At 58.4% G+C, this 16,702-nt stretch carries 12 protein-coding genes; 8 read left to right on the top strand and 4 right to left on the bottom strand.

Annotated features, from left to right (window positions below; genetic code table 11):
* Positions 1–83: 83 nt before the first annotated feature.
* The 4 genes from umuC to SBP02_RS11475 all read right to left on the bottom strand — a co-directional run bounded on the left by umuC (position 84) and on the right by SBP02_RS11475 (position 3,535).
* Positions 84–1,358, bottom strand: a complete 1,275-nt coding sequence (umuC, locus tag SBP02_RS11490) for a translesion error-prone DNA polymerase V subunit UmuC (protein WP_318641773.1) — start codon at positions 1,356–1,358, stop codon at positions 84–86.
* Complete coding sequence (locus SBP02_RS11485) at positions 1,351–1,788, bottom strand: LexA family protein (RefSeq protein WP_318641771.1); 438 nt, start codon at positions 1,786–1,788, stop codon at positions 1,351–1,353. The genes umuC and SBP02_RS11485 overlap by 8 nt, the downstream gene beginning before the upstream one ends.
* A gap of 308 nt (positions 1,789–2,096) precedes the next feature.
* Positions 2,097–2,645 carry a plasmid pRiA4b ORF-3 family protein gene (locus tag SBP02_RS11480; RefSeq protein ID WP_318641769.1) on the bottom strand — a complete coding sequence of 183 codons (549 nt, stop codon included), beginning with the start codon at positions 2,643–2,645 and terminating at the stop codon, positions 2,097–2,099.
* A 14-nt stretch (positions 2,646–2,659) separates the two neighbouring features.
* Positions 2,660–3,535, bottom strand: coding sequence for a helix-turn-helix transcriptional regulator (locus tag SBP02_RS11475; RefSeq protein WP_318641767.1), 876 nt, complete (start codon positions 3,533–3,535; stop codon positions 2,660–2,662).
* Between the two features lie 158 nt (positions 3,536–3,693).
* On the opposite strand from SBP02_RS11475, the gene SBP02_RS11470 reads away from it, so the two are divergent.
* The 8 genes from SBP02_RS11470 to SBP02_RS11435 all read left to right on the top strand — a co-directional run bounded on the left by SBP02_RS11470 (position 3,694) and on the right by SBP02_RS11435 (position 16,701).
* On the top strand, positions 3,694–4,539 hold the full coding sequence (locus SBP02_RS11470; RefSeq protein WP_318641765.1) for a hypothetical protein: 846 nt from the start codon (positions 3,694–3,696) through the stop codon (positions 4,537–4,539).
* Positions 4,540–4,769: 230 nt separating this feature from the next.
* A complete protein-coding gene (locus SBP02_RS11465) occupies positions 4,770–6,728 on the top strand; it encodes a class I SAM-dependent DNA methyltransferase (RefSeq protein ID WP_318641763.1) in 1,959 nt (652 codons plus the stop codon).
* Positions 6,718–7,884 carry a restriction endonuclease subunit S gene (locus SBP02_RS11460; protein ID WP_318641761.1) on the top strand — a complete coding sequence of 389 codons (1,167 nt, stop codon included), beginning with the start codon at positions 6,718–6,720 and terminating at the stop codon, positions 7,882–7,884. Before SBP02_RS11465 ends, SBP02_RS11460 begins: the two co-directional genes overlap by 11 nt.
* Positions 7,884–8,402, top strand: a complete 519-nt coding sequence (locus tag SBP02_RS11455; RefSeq protein ID WP_318641759.1) for a hypothetical protein — start codon at positions 7,884–7,886, stop codon at positions 8,400–8,402. Before SBP02_RS11460 ends, SBP02_RS11455 begins: the two co-directional genes overlap by 1 nt.
* Positions 8,399–11,275 carry an AAA family ATPase gene (locus SBP02_RS11450; RefSeq protein WP_318641757.1) on the top strand — a complete coding sequence of 959 codons (2,877 nt, stop codon included), beginning with the start codon at positions 8,399–8,401 and terminating at the stop codon, positions 11,273–11,275. The genes SBP02_RS11455 and SBP02_RS11450 overlap by 4 nt, the downstream gene beginning before the upstream one ends.
* Entirely contained in the window at positions 11,272–12,588 is a 1,317-nt protein-coding gene (locus SBP02_RS11445; protein ID WP_318641755.1) for an McrC family protein, read from the top strand. The genes SBP02_RS11450 and SBP02_RS11445 overlap by 4 nt, the downstream gene beginning before the upstream one ends.
* Complete coding sequence (locus tag SBP02_RS11440) at positions 12,585–13,574, top strand: Fic family protein (protein ID WP_318641753.1); 990 nt, start codon at positions 12,585–12,587, stop codon at positions 13,572–13,574. The genes SBP02_RS11445 and SBP02_RS11440 overlap by 4 nt, the downstream gene beginning before the upstream one ends.
* A gap of 25 nt (positions 13,575–13,599) precedes the next feature.
* Positions 13,600–16,701 carry a type I restriction endonuclease subunit R gene (locus SBP02_RS11435; RefSeq protein WP_318641751.1) on the top strand — a complete coding sequence of 1,034 codons (3,102 nt, stop codon included), beginning with the start codon at positions 13,600–13,602 and terminating at the stop codon, positions 16,699–16,701.
* The last annotated feature ends 1 nt before the right edge of the window (position 16,702 follow it).

Raw genomic sequence — 16,702 nt, 5'->3', positions numbered from 1 at the left:
TACAAGGACCTCATGGGTATGAGGCAAAGCCGCGTCTAGATGGTTGAGCAGTCGCAGATCAAAGACGACGTTCACATAAAAGGTTATCTGGCTTTTGCGACCATGAGTTCAGGCCAGCGTGTGGTGTAGGCTGGCGAGAGCAGTTCTCTACGCATTGCCCACTCGACTGGTTTTGCTATACGCCCTGGCTGCAGCGTTCCACGTCCCCAGCGATTGTTGATGGCGTCCAGGGCGCTCATCAGCCGCTCAGTTTTTACGGGTTGCTCGGATGCGAAAAGATCCGGTGTGTACTCATTCTTTCGGTAGAGATCCAGTAGCAGAACCTGCGCCTTGGCGTAGCTGAAACCCTCGCGGTACACCTGCTTCAGCCCAGTCTGAACGGCCTGGATAATCAACCGGCTGTCATCGGTCGGGTAGGGCAGGTGGCAGAGGATGCCGTTGGAGTATTTGGCTTCAGTAGGGTTGAACATTCCGGTGCGCAGGCTGACCCGCACTTGTCTGCAGAGTGACCCTTGCTTGCGTAGCTTTTCAGCGGCTCGCGTTGCATAGCTGGTGACGGCCTCCTGTATAGGTGACAACTCGCGCAATCGCTTGCCGAATGAACGGCTGGAGCAGATCTCCTGCTTGGGTTCGATTTCGCTCTCAATTTCCAGGCAGGCCACACCGCGCAGCTCTCGCACAGTCTTCTCCACTACCACGTTGAAACGCTTGCGCAACGTCCAGGCGCCCATCTGGGCCAGGTCCCAGGCCGTTCTAATCTGCATTCCTTCAAGGTGAGCGCGCATGCGCGGGCCTACGCCCCAGACCTCTTCAACCGGCATGGCTTTGAGCAGTTTGTCACGGCGAACAGGGTCGCGAATGTCTACGACACCTCCGGTCTGCTTCTGCCAGCGCTTGGCTGCGGCATTGGCCAATTTGGCCAGCGTCTTGGTGGTGGCGATGCCAATGCCGACGGGAATGCCTGTCTTTTGTTTCACCTCAGCCTGTACCTGACGGCCTATCGACTCCAGCGGTTCAGGGAGACCAGTCATATCGGCGAAGGCTTCATCGATGCTGTAGATCTCGATGCTCGGGAAACGGGCCTCCAGGAGAGTCATCACCCGTTCGCTCATGTCGCCATACAGTGCGTAATTGCTGCTGAAGGGCACGATGCCGTGGCGCTTGAGGTCGCCACGAATCTCGTGAAAGAGCGCGCCCATCTTCACGAAAGGCTTGGCGTCAGCGGATCTGGCAATGACGCAGCCGTCGTTGTTGCTGAGCACCACGATGGGCGTGCGCAGCAGGTCGGGGCGAAAGACGCGCTCGCAGCTGGCATAGAAGCTGTTGCAATCGATCAGCGCATAGACCGGCTCAACCATGGTTCAGGTGATTGCGCAGGCTATGGGTGACGACACCCCAGATCATCAGCTCATCCTGCTCAAGGATGTAGCGCGGCGAGTAGGCAGGATTCTCCGAGCGCAATACGAATTGCCCCTGGTCCTGCGCCAGGCGCTTCACAAACACATCGCCGTTGAGGCATGCCACCACCACGTGTCCGGGGCGGGCCTGCAGCGCGCGACTCACGATCAGGTGGTCGTTATCGAAGATGCCGGCACCGACCATGCTGTCACCGCTGACGGCGACTACATAGGTGTGCGGGGCCTGCAGATCCAGCAGCACATCAAGCGACAGCTTGTGCTCCATGTGATCAAGCGCAGGGCTGGGAAAGCCTGCCGGGACTTGTGCATCAAAAAGAGGGAGGGTGGTGCCGCTGCGCTGCAGTGGTCCGAGGATAAGGGCGTTGTTCATAACGGGATGGCCTGATTACTGTATTTATATACAGTAATCAGGGCTCCGTAATTCCGGCAAGGTACGTTCGTCGCCGGGATGTAGGATCTGCACGGATTGTTTACAGACGAAAAGTAGACAGATCGCCCCGGTGCGCGGTTCTCGCTAGGTTGGGGGAAACCGACCAGGAGGACTTCCTATGATCTTGCTGCCCACCCTTAGCGATCTTTTGCCGCTGGCGCTGGTGCTGCCCGCACTGATCGGGCTGGCCAGGCTGGCCTATGGCGGTACTGCGGATTAAGCGCTAGCGGCGCTTGGCAGTGCTGGCCTCAGCCCCAGAAGTTATTGCAAATCCGCTGCACCGCAGCATTGGCTGCCCGCCGGTCAAACAGCTCGGGATCGAAGCTGGTGCCACTTGGCTGTTGGGTTGAGGCCAACAAGTCCAAATAACCCGGTACACCGCCTGCGTCCTCTGGCGGGCAGGCACGGGCTCCAGCGAGCACCTCGCACCAGGTGCCGGTGAAGTCACAGGGCTCGATGCTCTCCACGGCAATCACATGCTGCCAGCTGTCGCCGAAGTCGTAGAGGTAGCGCAGCCGGTCCGCCTCCTTGAAGACACGGCGCAGTTTGGTTTTGCGGTCATCCAGAACATCGTCGTACTGGTACATCAGCTCGGCATCCAGCGGCATATAACTGTTCACGCCATTGCTGAACTCATGCAAGTGGCAGCTGTGCCAGCCGAAGGCAGCTTGGATGAAGTGATGCAGTTTGCGCAGGGTGCAGTCGCCGCTCACCCTTATGCGCCGCCAGATCGGCGGATCGAGCTGCAACGGCTCTAGCTGGATATGTAGGGTGTAGAGCAGGGGTTGAGCGGCCATACAGGCTCCATCTATCAGTGATAAAGCCAGGGCTTCAGTTCATTGAGGTTGGCGACGACAATCTGCTGTGCCTCAGCCTTGGCATGCACCTTGGTAGGGTCGATCTGGTAGCGCTGCAACACGTACTGCACCAGAGCACCGCGGGTTTCGATCAGTAGCTGGCCGTTCTGCATGCCATAGTCCGCTTCGATAATCGCGCGCTGTTCGGGCTTCAGGCGCACGTCTGGCTCGATAACCACCGCGAGCTCGGTATTCCACCCGCTATCCAAGTCTCTGCTGTGCTCCGACTGATCATCCATAAGCCCCGGCTCACCACGGAAGCGGCTTAGCACAAAGTCCCGATAATCTCCGTTCTTCTCGCAGTAAGCGCGCACATGCCAACGCATGCCGGTGTAAATCAGGGTATGCGGGGCAATCAACCTGGTCTCAACGTCCGGGGTCCTGAAAGACACATACTCGCACTCCAGCCGCAGCCCTTCTCGGCAAGCTTTGAGCAGCGGGCGCAGCACCTCCGGGCGGACTGAACGATCCGGCACGCCCAACACTTCGGTGTGGGCATAGGCCAAGGCCAGCCCGTCGATATGAGGCGCCCGCTCGTAGTTTTGATTAAGCAGATGCAAGTAGGCACTGGCGCTGTCGTCGATAAACAGCGGTTTGAAGTGGCGGCTCGGCACATACCCCTTCAAATGCTTGTCGTATTCCAGGTTCTTAGGCGCGTGCTCATTGATGTAGGTGTTGATGTCCTTCGATGCCTGCTGGCGGCTGATGCCGAAGCTCTGCATCAGGTGGCCTGTAGTCAAGCGGCCTTCCCACCAGGCCACCGTCTCGATCAGGCGGTAGCGCAGCGCCAGGTCCCAGCGCACAGACTCGATTGCTTGCTTGCGTTTCATCGTCCATTCACCTGCTCGAAAACTTTACCTGTACGAGTAAACACTGTAGATGTGTCTATTAATGCTACATACCCTTGTTTGTGAGCAAGTGCCTGCTACCTGCCTCCCACGGCCTTAATTGGCCTTTGCGCTTCGGTCTTATGGATATTGGAGGGCGAATGCAATCCGTCACTTATCGAGTGGATCAGAGTCCGGTGACTCCGTACCAGTACCTGCAGGATGTCGAGAAGTACGCAGGGAACATTGAGTGCCTCGAATGTGAGGCGCGGGCTTGGTATGTCAGAGGCTCGATGAGTGGTGGGCGCGAGCGCTCGGCTTGTTTTGCTGCACACCACACGGACGAGTGTGAGATCCGCACTGTCGTGCTTGTAGTGGATGATCCGGATGTTGTGCCGGACGAGGGGGCGGATACAGCGCGCATCGTCGTCGATCTCGACAAGCGCAAGGCCCAGGACATCATGGTCCCTGAGCCCAGGGACCGGCAGCCAACGGATACACTTTGGGGCGCGATCCATAAGAAGTATGCCAATGCGGCTGATTACCCAATCAACAAGTCGCTTCGGCAGATTCTTTCATGCCTCATCAAGAACCCGAGCTATCCCGAGGATGACGCCACCATTCGCATTGTCTGCGACGGCGGGCGCATTGCCTTGGAGGGAGAAGTTCGGCAGCTGCTCTCGTACCAGACCCAGTTGTCGGGAATTGATCCTGGTGTCGTAAGGCTTTACTGGGGGCTGATCACCAACGTCAATCGCAAAGACGGCAACACATGGCTCAATTGCGGTGACTATCGCACTGAGCCGAGTCTGTTGATTCGCGACGAGGAGTTGGAAGAAGAAATGCTCAAAGCCTTCCGGCTCAAAAGTCTGGACGATCTGGAGGGGGCCTACTTCATCGTGATGGGGTGGCTATCTGGATCCGAAACCAAACCCATCATTAACTTCGGGTTTGCGAAATACATTGCCTTCGTGAAGTACCGCGTGAGGGATGAAGACGAGGTGTGAGCTGGTTGGAGCTGGTCTATTCGTAATAGATGTCTTTACCCCTATCTAGTCAGTAGATAAGGTGACGGACACCGCAAAATGGCAGGTCGTGGTATCCCAGGGATGGCCCTCCAGATGCGCGGCGGTAACCGCCGCCTGGCGCTTCGCTCCCTCCGGTTCCCGTCTTTAATGCCGCCCATATTGGAATTGAGTCGACCCGCGCTCTGGCGGGAGGCTGTGGAGTGTTATGCATGAGTGAGTTGGAGCAGGCCCTGCTGGCCGCTGTACCTGCCGATGGATCGAACATTGGCAATCAGTCGCTACTGGAGCGCCTCAAGGGACAGTTTCCCGATCTGAATGAAGACGCCTTCTGGGCCGCGCGTGACGGGCTGATCGAGCAGGGTGTGCTGCAGAAAGGCCGGGGCCGTGGCGGCTCGGTACTGCGTGCCCAATCCTCCTCCGGCAGCTTGGCCGATCAGGCGCTGAACAAAGCCCGTGAGCGCTTCGAGCCGTCAGCAGTGGCAGAAGTGTCAGCCGACTATGTGGTGGAAGCCGCGGCCGCGGTGAAAAAGGGTAGGGCGGCCAAGGTGCAGCCCGCCACCAGCATCGAGGCCATGGAGAAAACCCTCTGGGCCACCGCCGATAAACTGCGCGCCAATATGGACGCCGCCGAGTACAAGCACATCGTGCTCGGACTGATTTTCCTCAAGTACATCTCCGACAGCTTCGCCGGACGCCGCGCCGAGCTGGAACGCAAGCTGACCGACGAGAACGACGACTACTACCTGGGCGCTCACGCCCTTGACGGCAGTGACCCCGAGGCGCTTAACGCCGAGCTGGAAGACCGCGACTACTACCGCGAGGTCAACGTGTTCTGGGTGCCGGAGGTGGCACGCTGGGAGTCGATCCGCGCCGCCGCCAAGCAGGTGGATATCGGCAAGCGCATCGACGAGGCCCTGGCCGCCATCGAGGCGGAAAACGCCAAGCTGAAGAACATTCTCGACAAACGCTATGCCCGCGCCCAGTTGCCGGATGGCAAGCTCGGTGAGCTGGTGGATCTGATCTCCACCATTGGCTTCGGTAACGATGCCGGCAAGGCGCGTGATCTGCTCGGCCAGGTCTACGAATACTTCCTCGGCCAGTTCGCCAGCGCCGAAGGCAAGAAGGGCGGCCAGTTCTACACCCCGGCGAGCATCGTCAAAACCCTGGTGGCGGTGCTCAACCCGCACCACGGCAAAGTTTACGACCCCTGCTGCGGCTCGGGCGGCATGTTCGTGCAGTCGGAGAAGTTCATCGAAGCCCACGGCGGCAAGCTGGGCGACGTGTCCATCTATGGTCAGGAGTCCAACCCCACCACCTGGCGACTGGCGGCGATGAACCTGGCCATTCGCGGCATCGACTTCAATCTGGGCAAGGAGCCGGCGGATACCTTTATCCGCAACCAGCACAGCGATCTGCGTGCCGATTTCGTACTGGCTAACCCGCCATTCAATATCAGCGACTGGTGGCACGGCAGCCTGGAAGGCGACCTGCGCTGGGTCTATGGCACGCCTCCTACGGGCAACGCCAACTATGCCTGGCTGCAACACATGCTCTACCACCTCAAGCCCAGCGGTCGCGCCGGCATCGTACTGGCCAACGGCTCAATGAGCTCCAGCCAGAACAGCGAAGGCGAGATTCGCAAAGCCATGGTTGAGGCCGATGTGGTGGAAGTGATGGTGGCTCTGCCCGGCCAGTTGTTCTTCAACACCCAGATTCCCGCCTGCCTGTGGTTCCTCGCCAAGGACAAGCGCCATGCCCTCAGCACCGCCGGCTGTGATCGCAGCGGCCAGGTGCTGTTTATCGATGCGCGCAAGCTGGGAACCAGCGTCAGCCGGGTGCAGATCGAGCTGACCGATGCCGATATCGATCGTATCGCCAGCACCGTGGCGGCCTGGCGTGGCGAGGCGCTGGATGAGGGCGGGCAGGTCGGTGAATACGTTGATATCCCCGGCTTCTGCCGCAGTGTCACCCTCGCGGAAATTGCCGAGCACGGCCATGTGCTGACACCGGGCCGCTATGTGGGCGCCGAAGAAGTGGAAGACGACGACGAAGCCTTTGCCGAGAAGATGCAGCGGCTGACGAAGCAGCTAGGCCAGCAGATGCAGAAGGGCGAGGAACTCGACCAGTTGATCCGGCAGAAGCTGGGGGGGCTGGGGTATGAGTTCTGAGTGGAGTGAAACTACGTGGGGCGAAATTGCCACTTTGGAGTACGGTAAAGCTATACGTGACTATCAAAACGCTAGCGGCGGTGTGCCTGTTTACGGAACGAACGGCCCGATTGGATGGCATCACACTCCATTATGCAATTCTGATGGCGTTGTAATTGGTAGGAAGGGAGCGTATCGGGGGGTTCATTACAGCCCGAAGCCTTTTTTTGTTATCGATACGGCGTTCTATTTGAAACCCCAAATTGAGCTGAGTGCTCGTTGGGCTTACTACTGCCTTTTGACGTATGACATCAACGGGATGGACTCTGGCTCAGCAATTCCCTCCACTAGTCGGGATGAGTTTTACAAGCTGCCTGTCAAAGTTCCTGCGTTGGCAGAGCAGAATAGGATCGTTGAAGTTCTGAGCTTGCTCGACGACCGCATTACCCTGCTACGCGAAACCAACGCTACCCTGGAAGCCATCGCCCAGGCGTTGTTCAAATCCTGGTTCGTCGATTTCGATCCCGGGCGCGCCAAGGCCGAAGGCCGCCAGCCGGAAGGCATGGACGCCACCACCGCCGCCCTGTTCCCCGATAGCTTCGAAGAGTCCGAGCTGGGCTTGGTGCCGAAGGGGTGGGAAATTGGGCAACTCCAAGATTTATTGGTTTTGCAGCGTGGCTTTGATCTCCCGGCAGCGGAACGTACCGAGGGCGGATATCCGCTTATCGCTGCCAGTGGCCCTAGTGGCACTCATCACATCGCCATGGCAAAGGGGCCAGGAGTGGTGACTGGGCGTTCAGGTGTGCTTGGGAAGGTATTTCTGACGCTTGAAGACTACTGGCCGCTGAACACCACGCTGTGGGTGAAAGAGTTCAAACGAGCGACGCCTTGCTACGCATTTGAGCTATTGAGGCTTCTGGATTTCGCATCTTTCAATGCTGGATCAGCAGTACCAACGTTGAACCGAAACCACGTTCATTCGTTGAGGTATGTGCTGCCGCCTATTGAGCTTGTAAAGGCTTATGAAGGCACCGCTTTGTCGATTCATCAGCGAGTCTTGGAAAACAACCGCCAGGCTCAAACCCTCACCCAACTCCGCGACACCCTATTACCCCGCCTGATCTCCGGCCAGCTGCGTCTGCCGGACGATGACGCCTTACTGGAGAGCGCGTGCTAATGGATAAGCTCGTTGCTCAAGCAGATCTTTCCGGTTGGCTATCGCCGGATGAAGAGCGTTTGCTCAACCTCTACCGCCGGGCTTCTCAGGCGCAGAGGCAGCAGCACTTGTTTCGTTTATGCCGACAACGCTATTTGCCTTGGATTGCGGCGGAGTATGACGAGAGGCGGGATGCAGTCGATACGAGCTACCTGGAGCAGGAGCTGGAGGATCAACTATTGCTAATGGCGCCGTGGCCGATGCTCGGCGAGTTCTACGGTGATGAGCCACATCGATTGGAGTTGTTGGCGACTGCTTGGGGGCGGGTGGGGCCAGTGATTCTTGGCATAAGTGAGCAGGATGGATTACGTGCCGATCAGTTGTTCAACTCGGCGATTCGACTGTGGGATGCACTGGGGGCAGCACCGGGCCGGCGAGCACCACTGAGAGTGGATCGTCGGGATGCGTTGGCCTTTATTGAAGCTTGGCGTGAGGCAGTGATTGAGCAGTTGTTTTGCTGCGAGGAGGGGAGTCAATGACTTGGGCAAGTCCAGACGTGGCTGACCAGCAGTGGAGTGAATTTCTCCAGCGTTGGCCATTGGAGTCATTGGGGGGGATGACTTTGCCGCAGTACACCTGCTCCGGGGATAACGATACCTTCACCTATTGGCTAGAGGTGATCACTGAGGACTTAGGTTCCATCTGGGGCGGCTCCGCGTTCAAGTTCGGTATCTATTCGCGCAAAGACAAAACCCCGAAGTCAGGTGATCAGCATTCTCAGTACTCGGCCGAATACGCCTGGGCTAGTAAGTATGGAGACTCACCCGAGTCGGCCTTTGCCAGGGTCAAGCGCATCATTATCGACATTGCCCAGGCGGCGCGACGTGGCGACCTAGCGACAATTGATGCAGCTGACTTGGGCACGGTGACCAAATGGAAGTTGGCCTTTCTGTATCAGGATCGGGCGGCACCCTCGGTACTGCCGGTGTATCTGGAGGATTCCCTTCGCTTGGCCAGTGCTATGGCTAAGCCTGCAACACCAGGGCAGATGCACTCCGCCTTGATGGCAAAGCGAGGTCATCAAGCCTTGATGGATTACGGTCGGAGTGTGTGGGAGCAGGCATCACAGCTGGCTGCTCAGCGATGGTCTGGCCAGCGGCTCAAGGAATTGTTGGATGCGTCCGAAGAGGTGACTGCGGTAAAGCCTGCGACGGTAAGGATGGCCGGTTTTCAGACCCATGATGGCCGGCAGTTGGCACTCGAACCGGGGCGAAGGCCGGCGCTATTTCTAGAACCTGGCGATTGGCTTGAGGCCGCACGGCCATTTATATCTGATGTCGAGCCTTACACCGCCGAGCGTACTCGGCACAGTGGCTTGGAAGCTAATGCTCCGCGCTTGTGGTTGGGCCGACCAGTTGTTCAGGTGACCTTGCCGAGTGAGGACTCCTTCCAGTCACTTTTGAGCCTGTATCTGGAGAGTGAGCCCGCTGTAGAAGCAGCCAAGCCTAAAACTGGATTACAACCGATGGATAACGCGCCGCTGAATCAAATTCTGTTTGGCCCGCCGGGCACAGGCAAAACCTACACGACCATCGAGAGTGCTCTGCAAATCCTCGATCAGCAGTTTCTTCAGGAGCATCAAGGTGCACGCAGCGCCCTCAAACAGCGGTTTGACGAGCTGGTGCTGCAAGATCGCATTCGCTTTGTGACCTTTCATCAGAGCTTCAGCTATGAAGACTTTGTCGAGGGCCTGCGGGCGACCACCGATGATGCCAACGGGCAGCTGCGCTATGAGGTGGTGGATGGGGTGTTTAAGTCACTGTGCGAGGCAGCTGCCTCCAAGGTGACTCAGCAGACTGAAGCCCCGACCGAGTTAGGGCAACGGCGCATTTGGAAAATGTCGCTAGGCAACACTTTGGGTGTGGACGCCAGCATCTATGAAGAGTGCCTGGCGGGCGGCTATGTGCTGCTGGGTTATGGTGGTGCCATTGACTTCAGTGGGTGCACTAAGCGGCAAGAGGTGCAGGCGCGGTTCGCGCAGGCGGGTATCACGCCGGAGAACCCAGCCACGGACTATGGCATCACCAGTGTGACCACTTTTGTGTCGCAGATAAGTGTTGGGGATCTGATTGTGGTCTCCGATGGCAACTTCAAGTTCCGGGCCATCGCGGAGGTGACGGGCGGCTATCAGTTCAAGCCTCATGCTGAGTTTGATGATGGTTATGCGCAAATGCGCCCGGTGAAGTGGCTGCGTCAGTATCAGCCCTCGCTGCCGCACACCGAACTGCTCAATGGCCAATTCAGCCAGATGACCTTGTATCAGCTGAAAAGCCCAACCTTGGATCGCGACAAGCTAACGTTGCTGCTCGGGGCAAAATCGGCAGGAGGAGCATTTGCCACAAGCCAAGTCTTTGGTCGTGATTACCTGGTGGTCAGGGCCACACCTGATCTGCTGGAGCTGAGAAAGCCCAACGGCAACCTGCTGCCAATCTCGATGAGCTTGTTGAATGATCTGGCTGCTGGCGTGCGTTTGGGCAAGATCACGCTGCAAGACATTCGCGAGAAGACGGCGATTGAGAAACTTCAGGGATCGAGCTTGGAGCCTTACCTGGTTAATGGATACAACAATATCCTGGCGCCCTTGGTGGAGCATTTGCTCGGGGCCGCTCAGTCGCCTGCATCGTCAGGGGCAGAGAGTGAAGCCAGAGTCTTGATCATCGATGAGATCAACCGGGGCAATATTTCGCGAGTCTTTGGCGAGCTGATTACGCTGATCGAGCCTTCCAAACGCGCCGGGGCGGACGAAGCACTGTCCGTTGTGCTGCCTTACTCCAAACAACCTTTCAGTGTGCCTAGCAACCTCTATCTGATCGGCACCATGAACACCGTTGACCGTTCATTGGCAGGGCTGGACATCGCTCTGCGCCGCCGCTTTGTGTTCCGGGAAATGCCGCCGCGACCTGAGCTATTGGATGGTGTTGAGGTTGAGGGGCTGAACATCGGTCAACTGCTGCGGGTGATGAATCAACGCATCGAGGTGCTGCTGAATCGTGACCACTGCCTGGGCCATGCCTACTTCATGCCGCTGAAGGATGATGCTTCGTTGGAGCGGCTGGGGGCGATCTTCCGCAATCAGGTTGTGCCGTTGCTGCAGGAATATTTTTTCGAGGACTGGCAACGCATTCAGTGGGTGCTTAATGACCATCGCAAACCGGTGCCTGATCGCCTCGTGGATCAGGACAGTCCGGATGTGGCGTCTCTGTTTGGCAACATCAGCGTGCGGGCGCAGGGGGGCGTATGGCGGGTCAATGAGGCGGCGTTTCATCGGCTTTCAGCGTATGCGGGCATCATCGCAGTGCAGGCCAAGGCTGATGCGGTTCTAGGAGAAGAGCTAGAGGAGGCGGGTGCGTGAGCGCATTCGTCACCGTGCGTGAATATGCTCGCCTGACCACGGCGGCGGTAGCGCCCGGCAATCTTGACTGCGCGCAGATTTCCGAAAGCGCGTTCGACTGGCTCTGTGAGCTGAGTGCTAGCTTCAACCGTAGCGGAGCGACGCTGCTACAGGTGGAGGGGCGGCGGGTGCTGAAGTGGGACTCCTATGTGGGCGTGTTGGAAACTCCCTGCGGCACGCGGCTGGAGATTCTGCCCAAGCATCATGAGCAGGACGATTGCCAGGTCAAGAGCCGCCAATTGCTGCGTAAGCTGATTCAGCAGGCTCTGCAGCTCAAGCCCCGCGAGGTTTCTGTGGCAAGTCTGGAGCTGTTCGATGCGCCGCTCAGCGAGTGGGTGATGGGGCAGTTTCTTGCGGAGCTGGATCTGCTGGTGAAGCGTGGTGTGCGCTTTGACTATCAGCGTATCGAGGAAGAGCAGCGTTTTCTGCGCGGGCAGCTCAATGTGGTGGCGCAAATGCGCCAGCCGCCGGGGCGGCAGCATCACTTCCAGATTCGCCACGATGTATTCCTGCCGGACCGTGCCGAGAATCGCTTGCTCAAGCTGGCGTTAGAGCTGGTGGCCAAGAGCACGCAAGACGCCGCCAACTGGCGCCTTGCCAATGAGTTGCGCGCCATGCTGGCGGAGGTACCCGCCAGCCGGCAGGTAAGCCAGGATTTGCGAGCCTGGAGCCGCGACCGGCTGATGGCGCATTATCAGGCGATCAAGCCGTGGTGCGAGCTGATCCTCAACCAGCAGATGCCGATAGCGGTAAGTGGTGAGTGGCACGGCATGAGCCTGTTGTTCCCGATGGAAAAGCTGTTCGAGCAGTATGTGGAAGGCTGGCTGCGTCAGGAATTGCAGCTCGTAGCACAGTTGAAAGCGCAGTCAGCCAGTCAGTATCTGTGCAGGCAAAACAATGATCGAATGTTCTGTTTGAAACCAGACCTGCTGATTGATACGCCCGAACAACGCTGGATTCTGGATACCAAGTGGAAGCGGGTGGATGCCCGCAAACCTGAGAAAAACTATGACCTCAGCCAGAGTGACTTCTATCAGCTGTTCGCCTACGGCCATAAATATCGCAGAAGCGACGGGGTGCCGAAGTTGGTGCTGATTTATCCGTACTGGTCGGGGCTGCAACAAGCGCTGCCGTTGTTCGATTTCGGCAAGAGTATGAACCTTTGGGTCTTACCCTTCGATCTGGAGAATGATCAATTGCTGGGGGCCAGTGCGGCGGACATTCCCTTGCGGCATGTTGGGAGCAAGCGGGCTGTTATGGAGCAAAGTGCATGAGGTCATACCAGCCACCGTTAACCTTGACGCCGCAGATGCTGGCGCTGATTGCCGAGATTAGTGAGCAGGTGGGTCGGTTGACGGCGCAGCGGGACGCGGCACTGACGCCGCAGCTGCGCCGGGGCAATCGTATTCGCACCATCCAGGCGTCGTTGGCCATTGAGAACAACACGCTGAGCGTGGAGCAGGTAACGGCGCTGCTCGATGGCAAGCGGGTGCTGGGGCTGCCGCGAGAAATTCAGGAAGTGCGTAATGCCTTCTCTGCGTATGACGCCCTGCCGGGTTGGCAGCCCGCTAGCCAGGCTGACCTGCTGGCGGCACATGGTTTGTTGATGCAGGGGTTGATCGATGATGCCGGGCGTTATCGCCAGGGTGGCGTGGGCATCTATCGCGAGGGGCGTTTGTTACATATGGCCCCTCCCGCTAGCCGGGTGGCGGAACTGGTACAGGATCTTCTGCACTGGCTCGGTGCTTCCGATTGGCATCCGTTGATCGTCAGCTGCGTGTTTCATTACGAGTTCGAGTTTATTCATCCCTTTGCTGACGGAAATGGGCGCATGGGGCGTTTGTGGCAGACGCTGATTCTCAGCAGATGGCGGCCCGTTCTGGCTTATCTGCCGGTTGAAACGGTGATTCGTGATCAGCAGGAGGCGTACTACGCAGCTTTGGCAGCGGCTGATCAGGCGGCTGAGGCCACGCCCTTTGTTGAGTTCATGCTGGATGCGATGCGTCAGGCACTGCTTGAGGCTGGGCAGAGCGATCAAGTAAACGATCAAGTAACCGATCAAGTAGCGCGTTTGCTGCAAGCGCTGCCGCCCGGCTTGGCACTCAAGTCCAGCGAACTGATGCTGCGACTGGGCTTGTCGCATAGGCCCACCTTTACCAAGAACTACCTCAAGCCAGCCTTGGCCGCTGGCTTGATTGAAATGACCGATCCCGCGTCACCACGAAGCCCGGCACAGCAGTACCGGCGTAAATCTATTTGATGTCCTTGCCAGGTAAGGCAGAGAAATGACTGAAGACCAGCTTGAAATAGAAGCACTCGAATGGCTCGCTGAACTGGGTTACACGCATCTCTACGGGCCGGATATTGCCCATGACGGCGATAACCCTGAGCGTGAGAGCTACCGCGATGTGCTGCTGGCAATGCGTCTGCGCACGGCCATTGCCCGGCTGAATCCGCAGGTGCCACTGGCGGCTCGCGAGGATGCCTTGCGCCAGGTATTGGAGCTGGGTGTGCCAGTGCAGCTCTCAGCCAACCGTCTTTTCCATCGACTGCTGGTCAGCGGTGTGCCAGTGCAATACCAGAAGGACGGCGAGACTCGCGGGGACTTCGTGCGGTTGATCGACTGGGCGGATGTGCGGGCCAACGAGTGGCTGGCGGTCAACCAGTTCAGTATTCAAGGGCCGAAGCACACCCGCCGGCCGGACATCATCCTGTTCGTCAATGGCCTGCCGCTGGTGCTGCTGGAGCTGAAGAACCCTGCGGATTTGAATGCTGATCTGGTTAAGGCGTTCGATCAGATCCAGACCTACAAGGAGCAGATTCCAGACGTCTTCTACTACAACGAGATTCTGGTGATCAGCGATGGCAGCGAGGCGCGCATGGGCTCGCTGTCGGCAGATATCGAGCGCTTCGCCCGCTGGCGCACCATCGATGGTGTAACCGTCGATCCGCTGGGTGAGTTCAATGAGCTGGAGACGCTGGTGCGCGGTGTGCTGCAGCCGGCGATGCTGCTGGATTACCTGCGCTACTTCGTGCTGTTCGAGGATGACGGCCGGCTGGTGAAGAAAATTGCCGGTTATCACCAGTTCCATGCCGTGCGTGCGGCGATCCAGCAAGTGGTCAGCGCCTCGCGCCCAGGAGGTACACACAAGGGCGGGGTGGTTTGGCACACCCAGGGCTCGGGTAAGAGCATCACGATGACCTGCTTCGCCGCACGGGTGATGCAGGAGGCGGCGATGGAGAACCCGACCATTGTGGTGATCACCGACCGCAACGATCTGGATGGCCAGCTGTTCGGCGTGTTCTCGTTGTCCCAGGATCTGTTGCGTGAGCAGCCTGTGCAGGTTGCCACACGCGGCGATCTGCGCGAGAAACTGGCCAATCGCCCCAGTGGCGGCATCGTGTTTGCCACCATCCAGAAGTTCATGCCAGGCGAGGATGAAGACACCTTTCCGGTGCTCTCGGAACGTTCAAATATCGTGGTGGTGGCCGACGAGGCGCACCGCACGCAGTACGGCTTCAGTGCTTCGCTGAAGATGCCGGATTTGAAGGTGACCGAGGCCAATGCCCGCTACCAGGTGGGTTATGCCCAGCACCTACGTGATGCCTTGCCCAATGCCACTTTTGTGGCCTTTACCGGCACGCCGGTATCCAGCGAAGACCGTGATACCCGCGCGGTGTTTGGCGACTACATCCACGTCTACGACATGCAGCAGGCCAAGGAAGATGGCGCCACCGTTGCTATTTACTACGAGTCGCGGCTGGCCAAGCTGTCGCTCAAGGACACGGAGCTGGCGCATATCGACGATGAGGTCGATGAGCTGGCAGAGGACGAGGAGGAGGATCAGCAGTCGCGACTGAAGTCACGCTGGGCCGCGCTGGAGAAAGTGGTAGGGGCTGAACCTCGGATCAAGAGCGTGGCGACTGACCTGGTGGCGCATTTTGAGGAGCGTAACCAGGCGCAAAGCGGCAAGGCCATGGTCGTGGCCATGAGCCGCGAGATTTGCGTGCACCTGTATAACGAGATCATTGCGCTGCGACCCGAGTGGCACGACGAGGACCCGGAGAAGGGTGCGGTGAAAATCGTCATGACGGGTAGTGCCTCAGACAAGGCGCTGCTGCGTCCGCATATCTATCCAAACCAGGTGAAGAAACGCCTGGAGAAACGCTTCAAAGACCCGAAAGACCCGCTGCAACTGGTCATCGTCCGCGATATGTGGCTGACCGGGTTCGATGCGCCGTGTGTGCACACCCTGTATGTCGACAAACCCATGAAGGGGCACAACCTGATGCAGGCCATCGCTCGGGTGAATCGCGTGTTCAAGGACAAGCAGGGCGGCCTGGTGGTGGATTACATCGGCATCGCCAACGAGCTGAAGGCAGCACTCAAGGAGTACACCGCCAGCAAGGGCCGGGGGCGACCTACGGTCGATGCCCATGAGGCCTATGCGGTGCTGGAGGAGAAGCTAGATGTGCTGCGCAGCCTGCTGCATGGCTTCGATTACAGCGACTTCCTGACTGGCGGGCACAAGCTCCTGGCCGGTGCTGCGAACCACGTGTTGGGGTTGGAGGATGGCAAAAAGCGCTTTGCCGACAATGCGCTGGCCATGAGCAAGGCATTTACCTTGTGCTGCACGCTGGATGAAGCGAAGGCGGTACGTGAGGAAGTCGCCTTCCTGCAGGCCATCAAGGTGCTGCTGACCAAACGCGAGATCAGTGCCAAGAAGAAAACCGATGAAGTGCGGGAGCTCGCCATCCGCCTGATCATCGGCAATGCCGTGGTCTCGGGGGATGTCGTTGATGTGTTCGCGGCGGTTGGCTTGGACAAGCCCAATATCGGCCTGCTGGATGACGAGTTCCTGGCTGAGGTGCGCAACCTGCCGGAGAAGAACCTTGCCGTGGAGCTGCTGGAGCGGCTGCTGGAAGGCGAGATCAAGAGCAAGTTCGCCAGCAACTTGGCCCAGGAGAAGAAGTTCTCCGAGCTGCTCGATAGCGTGATCAAGCGCTACCAGAACCGCTCTATCGAAACCGCTCAGGTCATTGAAGAGCTGATAGAGATGGCCAAGAAGTTCGCCGCTGCCAGTAAACGCGGTGACCAGTTGGGGCTGAACGACGATGAGCTGGCTTTCTACGATGCGCTGGCCAACAACGAGTCATCAGTGCGTGAGCTGGGCGATGAGACCCTGGCGAAGATCGCCCATGAACTGACCGACAGTCTGCGCCAGAACGTGACCGTGGACTGGAGCAATCGCGACAGTGTGCGGGCCAAGCTGCGGCTGTTGGTGAAGCGCATCCTGCGTAAGTACAAGTACCCGCCGGATCAACAGGAAGAGGCCGCTCAGTTGGTGCTGGCACAAGCTGAGACCTTGTGTGAGGCGTGGATGTAGC

The sequence above is a fragment of the Pseudomonas benzenivorans genome, assembly GCF_033547155.1.
In the GTDB taxonomy this organism is placed as follows: domain Bacteria; phylum Pseudomonadota; class Gammaproteobacteria; order Pseudomonadales; family Pseudomonadaceae; genus Aquipseudomonas; species Aquipseudomonas benzenivorans_B.
Note: the sequence above shows the minus strand (reverse complement) of the source record. Positions and strands in the feature narration are given on the sequence as shown.

What these genes read in the sequence shown, in the direction of transcription:
- umuC (WP_318641773.1), bottom strand. Translation starts at nt 1,358, where the DNA reads ATGGTTGAGCCGGTCTATGCGCTGATCGATTGCAACAGCTTCTATGCC.
- SBP02_RS11485 (WP_318641771.1), bottom strand. Translation starts at nt 1,788, where the DNA reads ATGAACAACGCCCTTATCCTCGGACCACTGCAGCGCAGCGGCACCACC.
- SBP02_RS11480 (WP_318641769.1), bottom strand. Translation starts at nt 2,645, where the DNA reads ATGGCCGCTCAACCCCTGCTCTACACCCTACATATCCAGCTAGAGCCG.
- SBP02_RS11475 (WP_318641767.1), bottom strand. Translation starts at nt 3,535, where the DNA reads ATGAAACGCAAGCAAGCAATCGAGTCTGTGCGCTGGGACCTGGCGCTG.
- SBP02_RS11470 (WP_318641765.1), top strand. Translation starts at nt 3,694, where the DNA reads ATGCAATCCGTCACTTATCGAGTGGATCAGAGTCCGGTGACTCCGTAC.
- SBP02_RS11465 (WP_318641763.1), top strand. Translation starts at nt 4,770, where the DNA reads ATGAGTGAGTTGGAGCAGGCCCTGCTGGCCGCTGTACCTGCCGATGGA.
- SBP02_RS11460 (WP_318641761.1), top strand. Translation starts at nt 6,718, where the DNA reads ATGAGTTCTGAGTGGAGTGAAACTACGTGGGGCGAAATTGCCACTTTG.
- SBP02_RS11455 (WP_318641759.1), top strand. Translation starts at nt 7,884, where the DNA reads ATGGATAAGCTCGTTGCTCAAGCAGATCTTTCCGGTTGGCTATCGCCG.
- SBP02_RS11450 (WP_318641757.1), top strand. Translation starts at nt 8,399, where the DNA reads ATGACTTGGGCAAGTCCAGACGTGGCTGACCAGCAGTGGAGTGAATTT.
- SBP02_RS11440 (WP_318641753.1), top strand. Translation starts at nt 12,585, where the DNA reads ATGAGGTCATACCAGCCACCGTTAACCTTGACGCCGCAGATGCTGGCG.
- SBP02_RS11435 (WP_318641751.1), top strand. Translation starts at nt 13,600, where the DNA reads ATGACTGAAGACCAGCTTGAAATAGAAGCACTCGAATGGCTCGCTGAA.